The following is a 16,525-nucleotide window of genomic DNA, read 5'->3' as shown; positions in this document are numbered from 1 at the left end:
AATCGAAACCTGAACGACCAGGGCTCGCACAGCATCGGCCAAAATCAACAAACCTGCCCCTTCTGATTGAAAGAGCCGCCGCTAAAACGCGCTTCGCCCTTGCTGGTGGTTCGATGCCACTGCGTCGTTTTCCAGGAAAATGACCTAGGTTGGGATGAGGTACGAATCCCAACATGATACAAAGCCTGACAAACACTTCATACATTCAGATCAACTGCTCTGATTCGAGGTAACGTCAACAGGAGTTCAGCACAGAGTGCCGCCCGTTAGTCTGTCAAGCCTGAAGCGGGCGGCACTCTGTGCATGTTAAAATGCATTACTCATTTATTCTCGTTAGTTCTACCCCATCAACGGTCATTTTCCAGATACCCTCAACTTCGTGAGGGGGTTCTGAAACGTCAAATGTCGTAGTCATAAAAAGCACCCCAACCACAAAATTATTACCGATAAACTCTTTTAAAGGGCCATTCACAGAGGATGAACCACCACCTTCTAAGCGTTTATAGGCAACAGTTCCGTCCGCAAGGATTAACAATCCCATTTGGTTGCTCTGCCATTCGCCAACATAATCCAACCGGTCTTCTGGTAGCGGTTTAGCACAACCCGATAGTAGTAAAATAACTGCAACAAGCGATATGAACTTCTTCATCTATAAGATCCAACAGGTTTAGGGGAGTTAAAAACTAGCTTGAAATAAGCTTGAGCAAAGATGAGGCGCTGTCGTATATCTACAGGGGATTTTGGAAATGATGATTAATAGGTTCATTCTTACTCATGCTCCCTGAGTAATTACTTCGCACTTATCCTTTGCTGCTCAATGCTTACATACTAAACGGTAGGTGAAAAGGGGAAAATCACAATGACTCAAGCCAATTTAAAAAATTGAGCCATCTAAGATTTCGCACAGAAGCACGGCATGAATAAATCAAATTCTCTGTTTGGCCAGACCGCTGCTTTGCGGCCGGATAGTGGTTAGACGCGACTGCGTGGCGTGCTAGAAAAAACGTTTATTCGGTGGGTTGGAACACCACAGTCTCTTGTTAGGTATCGCGAATATCACGACAAAAAAACGACTAAAATATAGAAAAGCATATTACCGACAGCAAGGGCTAATATGACGAGAAACAACCGGGCTAAAATTCTTACAAAAAAATGCCTTCGCTTTGAAAGAGTGCCAAATGACTCAGTTATCGTAAATAATAGTAGTGCAATGTGTGCAGCAACCCCACTTACGAGATAGAAGAAATTTATTTCTAAACTAGATCCAATAGCAGTTAATGCCAATGCACATATAAATACTGCTAACAGAACCGGTCGTGCTCGTATCAATGCTTCCATCTTAAATACGGGTGTTCCCCTTAACATGCTTACACTGCATATTTCTCTCCTTGGCGATCTAATAGCTAAATATTCGAAAAGGCACTTGAGGAAAATAGGACAGCGTGTCGTCTATCTGCAGACAATCTTCGACATGAGCATTAATCGGATTCATTCTCACTCTGACTCCCTGAGATGACTCGTTCTTATCCTTGGTTGACCAATACTTGCACAGAAAACGTTAGTATAAAAGAACATCGAGCCACGGTTTTGACTCTTTTCCCATCTTTCCCTAACCGATCAAGCAACGACACCCGAGCGACGAGCAAGTCACGCTCTTTGTGACGTTCGAGCTACGAAAAAAGGCTTTTATGCTTTATCTAGCAAGTGGCGAAGCCACGTCTAACCACTAGCAACTGCTTTTAAGCTATACTCCCCCCTTCTCTCCTTTTGATACCTTCCTGAGCCTCTATGCCATTTTCAAACCTTGGATTATCCGCCCCGCTTCTATTAGCCATTAAAGAGCTGGGATATACCGCCCCGACCCCTATCCAGAAGCAAGCGATTCCCCTCATTCTTGCGGGTAAAGACCTGATTGCCACTGCACAAACCGGTACCGGTAAAACAGGTGCGTTTGTGCTGCCGATATTGGAGTTATTTAACCAGGAGCGGATATTGCGGGGGAAACGCATCCGGGCGCTGATTCTGACCCCGACACGGGAGTTAGCCATCCAGGTGGCGGCCAATGTAGCTGAGTACAGTAAACATCTTAATCTCAGTTCTCTGGCCGTGTATGGCGGTGTTGATGCCGAGCCACAAAAAGAGCGTTTAATCGAAGGCGTCGACATCTTAGTCGCGACACCTGGCCGACTGCTGGATCTGGCCCACCAGCGGGCGCTGCATTTTGATGAACTGGAAGTACTGGTGTTAGATGAAGCCGACCGTATGGTGGATATGGGCTTTGTCGGGGATATCAATAAGATCATCGATCGCCTGCCCAACGTCCGTCAGAACCTGCTGTTTTCGGCCACCATGTCCGATGACGTGCGTGATATCGCCGATAGTTTTGCTGATAGTAAAGTGAGCAACCCGGCCGTTGAGATTTCGGTTTCACCGAAAACCAAAGCCGCAGCCACGATCAATCAGTGGTTAATCACCGTCGATAAAGACACTAAATCCGCACTGCTAAGCCACCTGATTAATGAGCAGCAGTGGGATCAGGCTCTCATTTTTATCGAGAAGAAGCACGCTGCGGCCAAACTGGTCGTCCAGCTGGCTAAACGCGGTATTGTTGCCGAAGCCATTCATGGTGACAGAAGCCAGGCGATGCGTGAAAAGATTCTCGCCGATTTCAAATCGGGCGAACTAAAATATCTGGTGGCCACCGGAGTCGCTGCCCGGGGCTTGGATATTGGTGAACTGAGTCGCGTGGTAAATTACGACCTGCCATTCAAACCAGAAGATTATATCCACCGCATCGGCCGTACCGGACGTGCCGGAGCCACCGGTGAAGCAATATCCTTTGTCGCCATGGGCGATTTTAAAAACCTCTGCGCCATTGAAAGCCGCTTAGATCAGCTAATCGAGCGAAAAGAAATTGAAGGTTTTCCAGTTAGAAAAGAGGTACCTATCTCTGTGCTGAACTTTGTCCGCACCAGCAAACCACCGATGCCTAAAAGCTCATCAAAAACAGCCTCATCAAAACAACCCTCATCAAAAAAAGCCCCGTCACAAACCAGAGGTAAAACACCCAGCAAAACCTCAACCGATAAAGACGAGAACCGACCCAACAAACATATCTGGGGTTAATTGAAAGAACTTGATGCCTGCACAAAAAAAGAGCGCTTAAGCTGTTACACCTGAGCGCTCTTTTTTCTTTTTCTGTAAAGTTGCATAGCGACATTCCAGCCACGAACAAGTCGCAATCTTTGTGACGATCGAACAACGAGCCACGGCTTTTCCTAGCAAGTGGCGCAGCCACGTCTAACCACTAGCCACTGCTTTTAGAAGCGCAGCGACTGCTCTTACCCCCTCAATATCATCCGGGTAAATATTGATTTTTGGTACAGATGTGCAGGGATTTTGCTTTCAATCTGGGCATGGAGTGCTGGCAGTTTTGACCAGTGAACGCCTTGTTTATGATGATGCGCTGTATGGTATCCGAGATTGCCGGTGAGACGATTGAACAACGGGTCGAGGTTGTTGTAGGACGCTTCAAATTCGTTTTGCGTATCCAGGCCTGAATGGTGCTCGTAGGTGACATAAGCGGTAAACAGCAGGCTAGTGATCATTGGCAGGACAAATAGCATCAAGCCTGCTACCGGTTTATACCAGACCAGCACGGCTACAACCGTAAATGTGATCGCGGTAAATATCAGAAAGGGGGATAGCTGTTTAGGGTATTTTATCCCTACTTTATAACCTCGTGTATAGGCGGTCACAGCGACATTTAGCGTATATTCGATGACTCCCATCCGGGTTCCGTCTTTACGCTTCCAGCGGCTCTCATCTCTCTCTTGATCAAGAAAGTTAAGATGGTGTCCCAACACATGGTGCAGACGCCAAAGGTGCGTGGTTACACCGGTGTGTAAGGCATAGGCGAATTCTAAACCACGATTAAGGAATGCATGTCTGAAGGTAAAGAGGTGTTGGTGGTGGTGATTCCAGGCACAGATGACGCCCTTTGGCAGTAACATCAACAGATAATAGCCGCAAAAGACGGCCATACTATCGAGTGTAAAATAGAGTATAAAGTCTATAAGGGTCAGCATCAGAACAATAAAGACAGGCCAGCGATCTTCTTTATATCTGAATCTGGTCAAGCTGCTTCGTTTTTCAGGCATGGTTTAACACTTAACTATCCAGTAAAAAAGCAATACATATCAGCATATTGGAGTACGTCTACCGCGTCCTTTCCTATTGCCTGCACTTTTTATAGTATTTCGATAACCTGCAGTCCTGCGGCCACCACAAAAATCAGATCAGGATTTATCGTCTACAAAGAATAAGATGTTTAGTACCAATGATCTGCAGACAAAAAACCGATAGAAACATAAAGCAAAAACAGGAGGCTGTATATAACCAAATAGAGGGCATTCAGTAAGACACCCTTTGCAATGACCTGCAATACAGCAGCAACTCAGCGCTCTTAATCTTTTTCGAGCAAGTCGCGCAGCGACGTCTAGCAAGTGGCGAAGCCACGTCTAACCACTAGCAACTGCTTTTAAAAGCTCTTCATTCGTTGGATATTTCTCGAGCAACTCGACCAGCTTTCTGGCACCCTCTTCCGGTTTAAGGTTGACAAGACTGCGCCGCAAAGCCCTGACAACCTGTAGATCTTTCGGATTCAGCAGCAGCTCTTCACGACGGGTACTGCTTTTGGCAATATCCAGCGCGGGAAAGATCCGCCGGTTGGCCGCTTCGCGGGATAAAACAACCTCCATGTTACCGGTGCCCTTGAACTCCTCAAAGATCACCTGATCCATGCGGCTTCCGGTATCAACGAGGATGGTTGCCAGAATCGTCAGCGACCCACCATTCTCAATCTTACGAGCCGAGCCAAACAGTTTACGGGGTATCTCCAGGGCTCTTGCATCTACCCCGCCTGACATGGTGCGTCCGCTGCTTCTCTGCTCGGCGTTATGCACCCGTGAGAGCCGGGTGAGTGAGTCGATCACAATCATCACATCGTGACCTTCACCCGCCTCTCTGCGGGCTCTGTCAAGCAGTTGATCCGCCACCCTGACATGATGAGCATAACTTTCATCAGAGGATGAGGCGTGTACTTCTGCCGACACGCTACGCTTAAAATCAGTGACCTCTTCCGGCCGCTCATCAATGAGCAGCGCATACAGCTTTATGTCGGGATAAGCCTGACCCACTGACTGACAGAGATGTTTTAACAGAGTTGATTTACCCGAGCCTGGCGGTGCAACGATCAACCCCCGCTGTCCCAGGCCTATAGGCGTAATCAGATCCATCGCGCGCATAGAAAGTTGCTGAGAGCCCGCTTCCAGCCGAAGACCAGGGGACGGATGGATAGCAACACCATTTAAAAAACGCTTTTGCGGGTCACCATCAAATTGATCCTTGAGCACCTCGTTTACCGGTGTGACCTCTTGATTTTTTTTCGCCTTCAAACTCAGTGTTTTTCTCGTCATAGTATCGGTTTATCGCTCTGGAGAATTAAGTATTTTTCTGTCAATTTACCGTGGTCGAACGGTAGCCAAACGAAGCTTTCTTTGCGACTGGCTTAGCAATGGCTTTTTATCTGTGGCCCCTGTGTTCACAGTGGTGTTTCCTAGCAGCAGCTGACATGTGATTTATCAAAATGGTCACTGAGGAAGTGAGTTATGACAAATGCTCAACTGAAAGTGTTTCAACTTCGGCCAGAGTTAAGCTGCGCCAGTGGCCCTCTTCAATATCCAGTTCCAGACTGCCGATCTGCTGACGGTGCAGCGATTTAACCCGGTTGCCAATCGCAGAGAACATCCGTTTCACCTGATGAAAGCGCCCCTCTGTCAGGGTTAAAAACACATTATAGGGGTCAATAATCTGTAATGTCGCCGGAAGCGTCAGATTTGATTCACCCTGAAGCAAAATGCCCTCGGCAAAACGCTGTGCCGCGTCCGGTGATATGGGTTTAGACAACAACACCTTATACACTTTTTCGCACTTATTGCTGGGTGAAGTCAGATTAAAAGACCAGTGTCCATCATCGGTCACCAGCACCAGGCCAGTTGTATCGGCATCCAGGCGCCCGGCAATGTGTAGCTCACTAACGCTATCAACATCAAGAAGATTGAGTACCGAAGGATATTTCTCATCGACGTTTGAGCAGATCATATCGACAGGCTTATGCAGCATAAAATAGCGGAATGGTCTGGGGGTAAGACTATGACCATCCAGGGTCACAACACTGTTCTTGTGAGCCTGATAAGACACCTCAAAAACAACCGTTTCGTTGACAATAACCCGACCAGTTTCTATCAGCATCAGCGCTTCAGCCAACGTATAGTGGGTGCTTTTACAGATAAATTTATCTAACCGCATGACATCGTTTAATACCTGCCGCTTCTATCATGTTTAAAAGAGATCTCTGAGTACAAAAAAGAGCGCCAAAGCGCTCTTAATCTTTTTCTGGCCAGTGGCGAAGCCACATCTAACAACCGCTGTTAAAGAGACAGATCCCGGTTGCTCGCTTTGATAAACTCTTGCTTAAGCTCTTCGAAGGTATGCACCGCCGGGAACTGCGGGAACTCATCAATAACATTCTGTGGTGCATGGAACAGTACACCCGCTTCTGCCTGAGTCAGCATCGTGGTGTCATTGTAGGAATCACCCGCCGCGATAACACGGTAGTTCAGCAGTTGAAACGCACGCACGGACTGACGCTTAGGATCTTTCTGACGCAGAGTGTAGTCGGTAATACGACCGTTCTCATCCACTTCCAGCTTATGACACAACAGTGTTGGATTACCCAGTTGCTTCATCAGCGGTGCGGCAAACTCGTAGAACGTATCGGACAGAATAACCACTTGAAAACGCTCACGCAGCCAGTCGATAAACTCACGGGCACCTTCCAGCGGGGAGAGACGATCGATGGTTGCCTGAATCTGTGGCAGTGTCAGGCCGTGTTCATCCAGAATACGCAAACGCTGTTTCATCAGCACGTCATAGTCAGGAATATCACGGGTAGTCGCTTTAAGCTCTTCAATTCCGGTTTCTTCAGCGAAAGCGATCCAGATCTCAGGGATCAGTACACCTTCCAGGTCAAGACATGCGAGTTCCACAAGCGACTCCTGTGTTTTTAGTTATTTAGCAAAAAACGCTATCAAATGATGTGCGGCAGATTCTACCGGAATGACACACTGCTCAACAAGTAGATATAGGCAGTGATACTACCTTTTAGGTCGTTCATTCAAGGAGTTGATATAACGCAAGTAATCTCGTCATTGAGCTTAATTTCGCTAGAGACATAACACTCTCATCCCTAAAATGGCTATTTCATTTATTCAGGAGCGATCTTTTATGGATCAGGCAGCCAATACCGACCGCTAAGTCAGTTTTTGTGGCATTGAATGCGATAGCTGGGCAATAGCGCTGGTCAGTGAACTCAAAGAGACGCTGGAGACAGGCGGGAGTGCTCAGTGGCAACAGTATTTTGCCATGAAATTTGAAGAGCAGGCCCGAATGAAACATGACGATCTGTTCTTTGTCAGTGCACAGATGAACAATCTCTACAGTTTTTTTGAAGAGCTTGATAATCAGGAGGCTTTGCAGCTTCTGTGGAAGCTGGAACAGGAGTGTTGCTGATCAGCCCCTGTAGTTTACAAGACTATAATCTATATGCTGCCCAGAGTGGTGCCCACGGCAAACAATATCAATTGGCTGACCAGCACCAGTAAAATAATATCCGGCCAGATATCTGCATCACTGAACTGTTTTAACAGATAAAACAGTACAATAATTGATAGCACCCAGCCAAATGAGGGTATCAGCGATACTAGCGCTGCCCCGCCTGCGGCGATAAGTGTATGTGAAAAATTCAGATGAACCGCGGTAATCTTACTGGCAATCCATAAAATAGCGCCGGTAATAACCGCATTCAGCACAACCACAAAAATTATCATGTCCATTTGAAGCACTGCCTCCTCAATATCCTTTTGAAAACTGAGCAATATTTAAAACCCCTATCTCCACAGATCAAGCGTTTTAATGTTACTCAACAAACCAGTCAGCAGCATCCAAACCGCTTTCCATGAAACCAAGTTTTATCGGATACTCATGTCCACACCCTGTAACCATCCATAGTTCTCGCCAACGTCTGGCGCCAACTTCGCCAACCGGCATCGCCGTAATGTAGGGAGTGAAATTTTCAGGACGGCTACAGCCTTGTCCCGCAACTTTAGCTGCAACACCTATCATGGCATCATGAATGAGTGTTTCGCTTGCAAGACTACCCGCCTGAATGACTCCTTCAGGTAACAGATCGGTTGCATAAACAGATTGAATTAAACACGTAGACAATACACAGAGATGTAAAAATTTCATGGCAATTCCTTTTACCAATAAGAATGAATCATTGGTTAAATGACTCATTTAATATAACCAGGGATGATTAAAGCCCAACAATAATCTTTTGATAACCCCTTAAGGTCAAGGGGTTTCTTGCCATTTAGCTGCTGCATAATCGATAAAAGCACGCACAACCGGCTGCTGATAACTGCGTGACAGATAGACCGCCCAAACGGCCTGTTGGGCTAAATCAAAACACTCAGGTAGTGCGATTAACTCCCCGGACTTAAGATAGTCTGCCGCTAAATCTTTCGGCAGACGGGCAATGCCCATCCCCGCTTTCGCGGCTTCCACCAGAGTCACGGCATCATTAACCCTGAGGGGCCCGGAAACGTCAACGTCTTCGCCATTGGGAAATGCCCAGACATGCTGATTAATATGCACCAGACAGCGGTGTTGAGTGAGATCACGTAACTGCTGTGGCACACCGTTTAACTCTAAATAGCCAGGTGAGGCACAGACAACCATACCCACATTCAGCAACCTTCGGGCGATCAGATTTTCATCCGGCAGACGGGTATATCGCAGCGCAATGTCGACTCGTTCCTCCACCAGTTGTGCATTTTTATCCGACAGCAACAGTTGAAAACTCACTTTAGGGTGGATCTGACTGAAGTCCGCAATTATGGGTAATAACTGTGTTTGCCCCAGGCCGATCGGCGCAGCAATACGGATATCACCCACCAGCTCACGGGAATGCAGATGAGCGTTGCTCTCCAGCTCAGCCGCGTCATTCAAAATACGCTCACATATTTTTAGCGCATCTTCACCTGCCGTTGTCAGGCTCACTCTGCGGGTCGTTCTGTGTAACAGCCGAATCTGTAACCAGTCTTCAAGTTCCTGCACGTCCCTTGTCACCCGGATACGGGGAACATCCAGCCGTTCAGCAGCCCGGGTAAAACTACCCACCGATGCGACCTCGACGAAACTGCGCATCGCCTCGAGTTTACTCATAGATTAGTTCTCATAATGATACAAACATATTCAATATAACTTATTTATCAACGTAAACGTAATCAATAGACTAGTCATATTCGTTAATAAACAGCTTTAAACCTGAGGAGAATTAATATGAAACTTGCGATTTTAGGTGCCACTGGCTGGATCGGTTCAACAATTACGGCTGAAGCGCTGTCACGCGGACATGAGATTATCGGCCTGGCGCGGGATATTAATAAGCTGCCTGAAGCGATCACTTCAAAGCGCAGCTACGACATCCAGGGTGACAACTCGCTGAAAGATGCAATCGCCGGAGCGGATGCCCTGATCGTTGCCATTGGCGGGCGCGCTCTCGATAATCATGAAATCGTCGCCGCTACCGCGCAGAAAATGCTGACAGAACTGGCTGACACAGATATTAATCAGTTAATCTGGGTGGGTGGTGCAGGATCATTAGAAGTAGCACCGGGTGTGGCGCTGCTATCAGCACCGGGCTTTCCGGAAGAGTACAAAGCTGAAGCTATCGCGCAGGGTGAAGCGTTAGCCGTTTTCAAAAACAGCAATACATCTGTCAACTGGCATTACGTCAGCCCCGCTGCAGAGATTTTTCCGGGTGAAAAGAGCGGTCACTATCGTGTCGGGGGTGATCAGCTACTGGCGGATGCTGAAGGTAACAGTAAGATCAGTGTCCAGGATTACGCCTCAGGACTGCTGGATGAAGTGGAATCTGGCGCCCACCCGCAACAGCGGATCGGCCTGGCATACTGAGCGCGTCTCTTTGAAAGCAGTTTTATGATAGGCGTAAAACTGCTTCAGTTAAGTGCGCCCTGAATTCCGGCAATCATCGCGACATAGCCAAAAGATATCAGCTTACTAACGGGTATCAGCAAAATGATATTCGACCAGATTCCGCATCGCTGAACCGCTTAAGCCCCTTCCAGAGGCGCCTTATGCTCTGATGTAACGGAGTTTATCTCTCCGGCCTCCTGCCTCAGATACCCTGCTGCTTCTTCATCCTTCTGCATCAGCGCGTTCTGCATAGGAATCGCTCTGGACTGCTGATTGATCCCATGAATCTGCGAGGCATTACGCAGATCTCTTTCGCTGGTAATAGATGCAATCGATTCCCGATCTTTGAGAAAACCAATGACATCATCTTTGATACTCTTCAGTTCCGCATCATTTTTATGCATCTCTAAAATGTAACGGGGGTGTTCAAGGTTGCGCATACCGGTGCCAGCAAAGGTGCTGGATACCATACGACAAACAATCACCCAGGGAGTGATACTGGATCGCACCAGCACATTTTCTGAACGGGTAGAATCATGGATACCGGTACCTGTGGAGATTTTAGACTCAGTGAAAGTGCCTTCAATTTTCAGGTATATCAAATTACTTTCAAACAGCATCTCCGCGAAGAAAAGATGCGCTGAATTCGCCAGAATGCGGGCAAAAGCACGAATCAGCATTCCTGCGATAAACAGATGGAAGATCGTTCCGGCAAACTCCGAGATCATCGCTACATCTGCCTGAGGCATATTGCGGGAAAGCTTGTTAAATCCAGTCCCCTGAAAATAGGCATAAGCATCACCAATAGTGAAGGCCAGTAAAACCGTCAGTATAGCGGCAACGACAAACAACGTATGTCCGGTGATAAGGCTGATTAATCGTGCCAGATTAAAAGCATTACCAAGCTTCATCGCTTTAAAACGAGGCTGAATCTCCTGAATCATCTCACCAAAGAATTTACCCTTACCCTCAACCTGTTCATCCAGAGTCGGCTCTAACTCCTGATATACCCGGTTAGGAACCTCTTTATAGCGGCGGTTGGCCATCACCAGATTATCAAGATTAATGAAAATCTCATTCGGGTGAACCGACTCCTGCCAGTTTTCCCGCAACTCAGACACTTCAACCTTAGGATCGGCATAGCTCATCCGCTGACGCAGCATGATCGTGGCAATCACCGTCACTATCGCCGCTCCCAGCAGAATACTCAGCAGGTAGATCAGCGTATGTGGCACCGGCAGGAATGCCAGATACTGATTGAGCTGAGCCACTGACATCTCAGATGAATTCAACGCTGAACCTAAGCCTAAGCCCACCACGACGGGCAGCAGGATTGCACCACTGATTATTTTAACCAGCTCGGCACTTCCCATGCTGGAGATGGACCGGTCAGCCATCCGATTAATCGACTTGCCGGCGGCCCGCCAGGTCAATATAAGGTAGAGCGTCAGAACAACGGAATAGACCGGAAAAGCATACGCCCCGACTTCACCCGCAAATCCCGCTAACGAAACGAACGCGGCGAAGGCATAGGCGATCAATGCCACCAGCGTTTTAATCCAGGCACCAAATAATCGTTGAGCCAGATTTCTGACCGGATAAGGCATATAGGTCAACCGGGGGAAAATACTGTGCGCTAACCGACCAAGAATTCCCTGAGGTTCAATGAATGTAGCGTTTTTGCGGCCAACCAGCATCTCCGTCAGATCTTGTTTACTATACGCGAGATAAGCCGCTTCTTCCCTGGCGGTACTGGCCTCTGAACGGCTGTAATTGTGCGCCAGTGAAGTTGGATGGTTACGCCCGACAAAGTAGCGCAGCAATGCAATAATACCCGCGGATGCGGTTGCAATTCCGCCGCCCAGCAGTAATAACCCAAACAGGACGATGATCCAGCCAACAGCGGCATCGGCTTTTACCGTAGATGCTGCTTCTATCAGCAGGTAGACCCCCAGAGCAGTGACAATTAAGCCACGCACAGTAGTCACTGCCCCTTCCTTTTTAAACGGATTTTTAAGCCCTAAATCAATCGATCCATAATCAAAAGCCACGTTTATCTCCTGTCAGTCAGGGCGTCCCCTGTCGCTACGATGGTTGACTCGCAAGCAAAACGAACTGTCTGTCCGGAATGGACAACAGCTATCACGGTTATTGATATTAAAATGCAGCTTCACTTCTGTGTCGCATAGCGATGTAAACAGGCTAAAGGTAGCGACACTAATGCAAAGCAACTCAATGGTTACCCTGTTAATAACGACGAAATATCTATAGAAACAAAAATCCTTTTCCAGGTGATTCCATAATGCAATGCCACCTACACAACCGTTTATTAGGTGCAAAATCACTCTAACTGGTTGTTATATTTGGAATGTTGGACGCATGATCTAATGACTTCGGGATCAGGTCAAGGAGTTTTATGAGAACAAACAGCCGGAAGGCCAGTGGTAATGGGGAGCTCTGTGAGAGCGCTCTGTGAGAGAGCTCTGAGAGAGAGTTCTGTGAGCGAATCCAATCAGGCATCGCTAACCGATGCCTGATCAAACCGTGATGACTTACGTTTTCAACAGTTGCCGTCCATCAGCTTTCCGCTTTATATTTAGGCACTACCCCTTCAATACCGACTTGCAGCCTCGGACGGTCGGCTTCAACCTCCGTTAACGCCTCAACTTCCTGCATGGTGTTCATGCTGCGAATCGCCAGATCCTGATACTGACGGGTACCGGCGGATTTCCAGTCGATCTCTTTATCGGTCAGCTCTTTGATAACGCGGGCCGGTGAACCGGCGACCAGAGTGCGTGGTGCAACCTCCATCTTTGCCTTAACAAATGACATCGCCGCGACAATAGATGACTCACCAATAATGGCCCCATCCATAATCACCGAGTTCATTCCCACCAGGGCATTCTTGCCAATAACACAGCCATGAAGCACCGCCCCATGACCAATATGACCGTCCTCTTCCACTACCGTATCGGTGCCGGGAAAACCATGCATGACGCAGGTGTCCTGCAAGTTGGCACCTTTTTTAAGCTCCAGGCGACCGAAATCCCCGCGCAAACAGGCGGCCGGTCCTACATAACAGCCGGGGCCGACAATTACGTCACCGATCAATACAGCGGTGGGATGAACATAAGCCGTTGGATGAACAACCGGGGTAATACCATCAATTGAGTAGACTTTCATAGCTGTTTTCCATATTTCTGATAACAGCTTTACCGACAGTAAAGCATTCAGACGCTACTTTAGCGGATTTCAATATACAGGAATACCCCAATATTTATTTCCGGGCAATATAGTTAACTTGTTAAATAAATTAATAGTGGCAGAATATATATCGTCACTGCCCACAATCCCCCATTCTCTGAAACAGTAGCGATTATACTTCCAATGCTTAAACCCCAGTCTACAGCGGTCATTATCACCCTTGCGTCAGTCGTTGCACTTGGCCCGTTATCAACGGATATGTATCTGCCAAGCCTGCCCGATCTCACCCGGGTTTTTGCTACATCGGTGGACCGGGTGCAGGTAACGCTGTCAGTATTTCTCTTTGGTTTTGCCTTTGCACAACTAGTCTATGGCCCGCTGGCTGATCGCTATGGACGAAAGCCGGTGATGATCGGTGGTCTGATACTGTTCTTTGTCTCCTCGGTTGGCTGTGCCGTTTCAACCTCCATAGAGGAACTGATTCTGTTCCGGTTTCTCCAGGCACTGGGCGCCTGCGGTGGCCCGGTATTGGGGAGGACGATGGTGCGGGATATCCATGGCCCGGTAAACGCAGCAAAGGTGCTCTCAATGATGGGCAGTATCATGGCACTTGCGCCTGCGGTTGCGCCGGTTATCGGTGGTTACATGGTCGCCTTGTTTAGCTGGAGTTCAACGTTTATTTTCCTCAGCGTCTACGCCATCATAGTCACTCTTCTGATTGCCTTTAAAGTACCTGAATCACTGACAGCGGAAAACCGCAGTTCACTTAAACCGTTAACCATACTCAACAACTTTGGCACGCTACTAAGGCATCGTCAGTATTTGGGCTACTCCCTGTGTTGCAGTTTCATCTTTTCAGGGCTATTTGCATTCCTCTCAGGCGCACCCTTTGTGTTGGTTGATTACTTCGGCGTAGCCGCCGAACACAGTGGCATTTTCTATGCGGTCGCCTCGTTCGGATTTTTAACCGGTACTATTATCGCTCAGCGAATTGGCTCTAAGGTGGGTATAAACGGAGTCCTGAAACGGGGAACAACTATCTCGGTCATCGCAGGTATAGCGATGCTGATACCCGCACTATTAAATATTCACTACCTCTGGATAACCACAATAACGCAGATCGTTTATATGATTGGGGTTGGCATGGTAATGCCTCAGGCAATGGCGGGCGCACTCGCACCTTTCGCCAAGATTGCCGGCACCGGCTCTTCACTGCTTGGTTTTTTACAATCGATCTGTGCTGCAACGGTGGGTATGCTGGTTGGCCACTATCACAGCGGCACACCCACCACGATGGCGGTCACTATCGCAGCGATGGCGATGCTGGCTATGGTGTCTTTCATTTTTCTCGTAAAGCCCACACCAGTCGTCAGAACACAACCTCAGGCCTGAATTGAAAAAAAATTGAGGGCTTAAATCCTTGGCTTATATTCAGGGCTTAAATTTCAATACCCACGACCGTAGCCAAAATTTTAATAAGGGTATATCCTTATTCACTTTATTTTTGGCAGACCTGACATTCTCGTCTGCCATGATGCTATCAGCATCACAATGTCTCAGCTCATATTGATAAGCTCTGATTGAAAAGCTCAGATTAAAAAGCACCCAAATAATAAGTACGATTTTGCTGGAGAATTTTATGTTGATCTACCCAAACTCATCCTGCCTTCTAGTTGTCGACATCCAGGAAAAACTGGTTCCAGCAGTGCATGAAAGTGAAGCCCTTGTCACCAATGTCCGCTGGCTGGCTGAGGTGGCAAAGCTGGCCGGTGTGCCTGTGCTTACCTCGGAACAATACCCGAAAGGACTAGGACGCACAGTGCCCGAGTTACTGGATGTACTCCCCGAAGATGGCTTTATGGAAAAGCTGCACTTCTCATGTATGGCTGATGACGCCTGTAATGCCAAGATCAACAGCATTCGTCCTAATCAGGTGGTGATTGTCGGCATGGAAGCCCATGTATGCGTAATGCAAACCGCAATTCAGATTAAACAGCAGGCCCGGGAGGTCTATGTGGTGGCCGACGCAGTCTCTTCACGTAACCCAGCAGACAAACAGGCCGCGCTGGAGCGGATGCGCCACTGCGGTATCCATATCGTCACCAAAGAGATGGTGGGTTTCGAATGGATTCAGCAGTCCGGGACCCCGGAATTTAAAGAGTTCAGTACTCGGTTTTTACGCTAACTATTGACTGACTTGTGATGAATGATAAGGGAGCCTGAGGCTCCCTTTTTGTTGCCCGCGTTATAGCTTTATCCTCTCGCTTAGATCCGTGGCAGAACCGAGAATAATGTCAACCAGACTGCGTGCTGCCGTCGACAGTGGGTAGCGTTTGCGCATCACCACACCGACAGGCCTTTGCATCACCGGGGTATCCAGTTCCCGGCAGACCGCCCCGAGTTCCCGCATCTGCTGAATACACAGAGAAGGCACCGCACTCACCCCCAGACCGGTTGCCACCATTCTGCCGATAGTTGCCAGTTGATGGGTTTCAAATTCAGGTGACACCTGCATCCCCAACTGACGCAGTTTAGCTTCGATCAGCAGACGAATACTGGAGGGCCGTTGCAAGGTAATAAAGTCATTTTTAAGCAGCGCCTGCCAGGGGATGCTGCCGCTTTCCGCCAGTGGATGATCCGCATGAACCACCGCCACAAACCGGTCATCAAACAGCGGAGTAAAGGTTAGATCTTCAGAGCGGCCCGGGTCAAAGGTAATGCCCACTTCAACCTGACCATTACGCACCATATCGACCACATCCTCCGCAATAACATCATTCACCGTAATGCTGACATTGGGATAGAGGGCGCGGTACTGGCTGATAATGCCCGGCAACAAGCTGCTGGCAAACGATGGCATCGCCGCCAGTACCACCCGTCCCCGATTAAGGGCAAAGCGTTGGTTGAGATCATCCAGTGCAGATTCACAATCATGCAGGATCTTCTGCGCCACGGGATAAAACTCCTCCCCCTCCGGCGTCAATGCAATTGCGCGGGTGGTGCGACTAAACAGCGCGCCACCCACTTCCTCTTCCAGATTTTTAATCGCAATACTCAGGGCGGGTTGAGACAGGTGCACCTGAACGCAGGCTTCAGTAAAACTCTGAGTACGGGCAACCGCAACAAAAGCTCTTAACTGCTTCAGGGTAATATTCGTCATTTTTCTGCCATCCGACCAATTTTATTCAAACGCATCTCG

At 48.2% G+C, this 16,525-nt stretch carries 15 protein-coding genes and 1 pseudogene; 5 read left to right on the top strand and 11 right to left on the bottom strand.

Going from position 1 to position 16,525, the window contains the following annotated elements:
• Nucleotides 1-316 precede the first annotated feature (316 nt).
• Nucleotides 317-649 (bottom strand): hypothetical protein, encoded by a 333-nt coding sequence (locus Q0499_RS02985; RefSeq protein WP_299195896.1) that lies wholly within the window; start codon nt 647-649, stop codon nt 317-319.
• A gap of 1,139 nt (nt 650-1,788) precedes the next feature.
• On the opposite strand from Q0499_RS02985, the gene Q0499_RS02980 reads away from it, so the two are divergent.
• A complete protein-coding gene (locus tag Q0499_RS02980) occupies nt 1,789-3,126 on the top strand; it encodes a DEAD/DEAH box helicase (protein WP_299195893.1) in 1,338 nt (445 codons plus the stop codon).
• Nucleotides 3,127-3,341: 215 nt separating this feature from the next.
• Here Q0499_RS02980 and Q0499_RS02975 read toward each other — a convergent pair whose 3' ends face one another.
• The 4 genes from Q0499_RS02975 to thrH all read right to left on the bottom strand — a co-directional run bounded on the left by Q0499_RS02975 (nt 3,342) and on the right by thrH (nt 7,109).
• Entirely contained in the window at nt 3,342-4,139 is a 798-nt protein-coding gene (locus Q0499_RS02975; RefSeq protein ID WP_299195891.1) for a fatty acid desaturase, read from the bottom strand.
• Nucleotides 4,140-4,520: 381 nt separating this feature from the next.
• Nucleotides 4,521-5,477: a transcription termination factor Rho gene (gene rho, locus Q0499_RS02970; RefSeq protein WP_299195889.1), complete on the bottom strand. Its 957-nt coding sequence runs from the start codon at nt 5,475-5,477 to the stop codon at nt 4,521-4,523.
• A 190-nt stretch (nt 5,478-5,667) separates the two neighbouring features.
• Complete coding sequence (locus Q0499_RS02965) at nt 5,668-6,369, bottom strand: pseudouridine synthase (protein ID WP_299195886.1); 702 nt, start codon at nt 6,367-6,369, stop codon at nt 5,668-5,670.
• Nucleotides 6,370-6,491: 122 nt separating this feature from the next.
• Nucleotides 6,492-7,109, bottom strand: coding sequence for a bifunctional phosphoserine phosphatase/homoserine phosphotransferase ThrH (gene thrH, locus Q0499_RS02960; RefSeq protein ID WP_299195884.1), 618 nt, complete (start codon nt 7,107-7,109; stop codon nt 6,492-6,494).
• Nucleotides 7,110-7,389: 280 nt separating this feature from the next.
• On the opposite strand from thrH, the pseudogene cowN reads away from it, so the two are divergent.
• Nucleotides 7,390-7,632 (top strand): annotated as a pseudogene (gene cowN, locus Q0499_RS02955) (N(2)-fixation sustaining protein CowN); the annotation flags it as partial.
• 29 nt (nt 7,633-7,661) lie between these two features.
• Here the strand turns inward: cowN and Q0499_RS02950 are convergent.
• The 3 genes from Q0499_RS02950 to Q0499_RS02940 all read right to left on the bottom strand — a co-directional run bounded on the left by Q0499_RS02950 (nt 7,662) and on the right by Q0499_RS02940 (nt 9,348).
• On the bottom strand, nt 7,662-7,955 hold the full coding sequence (locus Q0499_RS02950) for a hypothetical protein (RefSeq protein ID WP_299195881.1): 294 nt from the start codon (nt 7,953-7,955) through the stop codon (nt 7,662-7,664).
• An 82-nt stretch (nt 7,956-8,037) separates the two neighbouring features.
• Complete coding sequence (locus Q0499_RS02945; protein ID WP_299195879.1) at nt 8,038-8,418, bottom strand: hypothetical protein; 381 nt, start codon at nt 8,416-8,418, stop codon at nt 8,038-8,040.
• Between the two features lie 57 nt (nt 8,419-8,475).
• Nucleotides 8,476-9,348, bottom strand: a complete 873-nt coding sequence (locus tag Q0499_RS02940; protein ID WP_299195877.1) for a LysR family transcriptional regulator — start codon at nt 9,346-9,348, stop codon at nt 8,476-8,478.
• 117 nt (nt 9,349-9,465) lie between these two features.
• Here Q0499_RS02940 and Q0499_RS02935 point away from each other — a divergent pair, with 117 nt between their 5' ends.
• Nucleotides 9,466-10,101 (top strand): NAD(P)-dependent oxidoreductase, encoded by a 636-nt coding sequence (locus tag Q0499_RS02935; RefSeq protein WP_299195875.1) that lies wholly within the window; start codon nt 9,466-9,468, stop codon nt 10,099-10,101.
• A gap of 158 nt (nt 10,102-10,259) precedes the next feature.
• On the opposite strand, the gene Q0499_RS02930 is transcribed toward Q0499_RS02935, so the two are convergent.
• Together Q0499_RS02930 and paaY are read right to left on the bottom strand one after the other, a co-directional pair.
• A complete protein-coding gene (locus tag Q0499_RS02930; protein WP_299195873.1) occupies nt 10,260-12,173 on the bottom strand; it encodes a hypothetical protein in 1,914 nt (637 codons plus the stop codon).
• Between the two features lie 526 nt (nt 12,174-12,699).
• Complete coding sequence (paaY, locus tag Q0499_RS02925) at nt 12,700-13,305, bottom strand: phenylacetic acid degradation protein PaaY (RefSeq protein WP_299195871.1); 606 nt, start codon at nt 13,303-13,305, stop codon at nt 12,700-12,702.
• 204 nt (nt 13,306-13,509) lie between these two features.
• Here paaY and Q0499_RS02920 point away from each other — a divergent pair, with 204 nt between their 5' ends.
• Both Q0499_RS02920 and Q0499_RS02915 read left to right on the top strand, forming a co-directional pair.
• Complete coding sequence (locus Q0499_RS02920; protein WP_299195869.1) at nt 13,510-14,718, top strand: Bcr/CflA family multidrug efflux MFS transporter; 1,209 nt, start codon at nt 13,510-13,512, stop codon at nt 14,716-14,718.
• A gap of 247 nt (nt 14,719-14,965) precedes the next feature.
• Nucleotides 14,966-15,511: a hydrolase gene (locus Q0499_RS02915; RefSeq protein WP_299195867.1), complete on the top strand. Its 546-nt coding sequence runs from the start codon at nt 14,966-14,968 to the stop codon at nt 15,509-15,511.
• Nucleotides 15,512-15,571: 60 nt separating this feature from the next.
• Here the strand turns inward: Q0499_RS02915 and Q0499_RS02910 are convergent, their stop codons facing one another.
• Nucleotides 15,572-16,486, bottom strand: coding sequence for a LysR family transcriptional regulator (locus tag Q0499_RS02910; RefSeq protein ID WP_299195865.1), 915 nt, complete (start codon nt 16,484-16,486; stop codon nt 15,572-15,574).
• Between the last annotated feature and the right edge of the window lie 39 nt (nt 16,487-16,525).

It is taken from the genome of uncultured Amphritea sp. (genome assembly GCF_937127095.1).
Taxonomy (GTDB): Bacteria; Pseudomonadota; Gammaproteobacteria; order Pseudomonadales; family Balneatricaceae; genus Amphritea.
The sequence above is the reverse complement of the archived record's forward strand: the minus strand, read 5'-3'. Positions and strand labels throughout refer to the sequence as shown.

Bases quoted from the DNA above. Each gene is read 5' to 3' on its own strand.
- Q0499_RS02985 (WP_299195896.1), bottom strand. From the start codon at position 649: ATGAAGAAGTTCATATCGCTTGTTGCAGTTATTTTACTACTATCGGGT.
- Q0499_RS02980 (WP_299195893.1), top strand. From the start codon at position 1,789: ATGCCATTTTCAAACCTTGGATTATCCGCCCCGCTTCTATTAGCCATT.
- rho (WP_299195889.1), bottom strand. From the start codon at position 5,477: ATGACGAGAAAAACACTGAGTTTGAAGGCGAAAAAAAATCAAGAGGTC.
- Q0499_RS02965 (WP_299195886.1), bottom strand. From the start codon at position 6,369: ATGCGGTTAGATAAATTTATCTGTAAAAGCACCCACTATACGTTGGCT.
- Q0499_RS02950 (WP_299195881.1), bottom strand. From the start codon at position 7,955: ATGGACATGATAATTTTTGTGGTTGTGCTGAATGCGGTTATTACCGGC.
- Q0499_RS02945 (WP_299195879.1), bottom strand. From the start codon at position 8,418: ATGAGTCATTTAACCAATGATTCATTCTTATTGGTAAAAGGAATTGCC.
- Q0499_RS02940 (WP_299195877.1), bottom strand. From the start codon at position 9,348: ATGAGTAAACTCGAGGCGATGCGCAGTTTCGTCGAGGTCGCATCGGTG.
- Q0499_RS02935 (WP_299195875.1), top strand. From the start codon at position 9,466: ATGAAACTTGCGATTTTAGGTGCCACTGGCTGGATCGGTTCAACAATT.
- paaY (WP_299195871.1), bottom strand. From the start codon at position 13,305: ATGAAAGTCTACTCAATTGATGGTATTACCCCGGTTGTTCATCCAACG.
- Q0499_RS02920 (WP_299195869.1), top strand. From the start codon at position 13,510: ATGCTTAAACCCCAGTCTACAGCGGTCATTATCACCCTTGCGTCAGTC.
- Q0499_RS02915 (WP_299195867.1), top strand. From the start codon at position 14,966: ATGTTGATCTACCCAAACTCATCCTGCCTTCTAGTTGTCGACATCCAG.
- Q0499_RS02910 (WP_299195865.1), bottom strand. From the start codon at position 16,486: ATGACGAATATTACCCTGAAGCAGTTAAGAGCTTTTGTTGCGGTTGCC.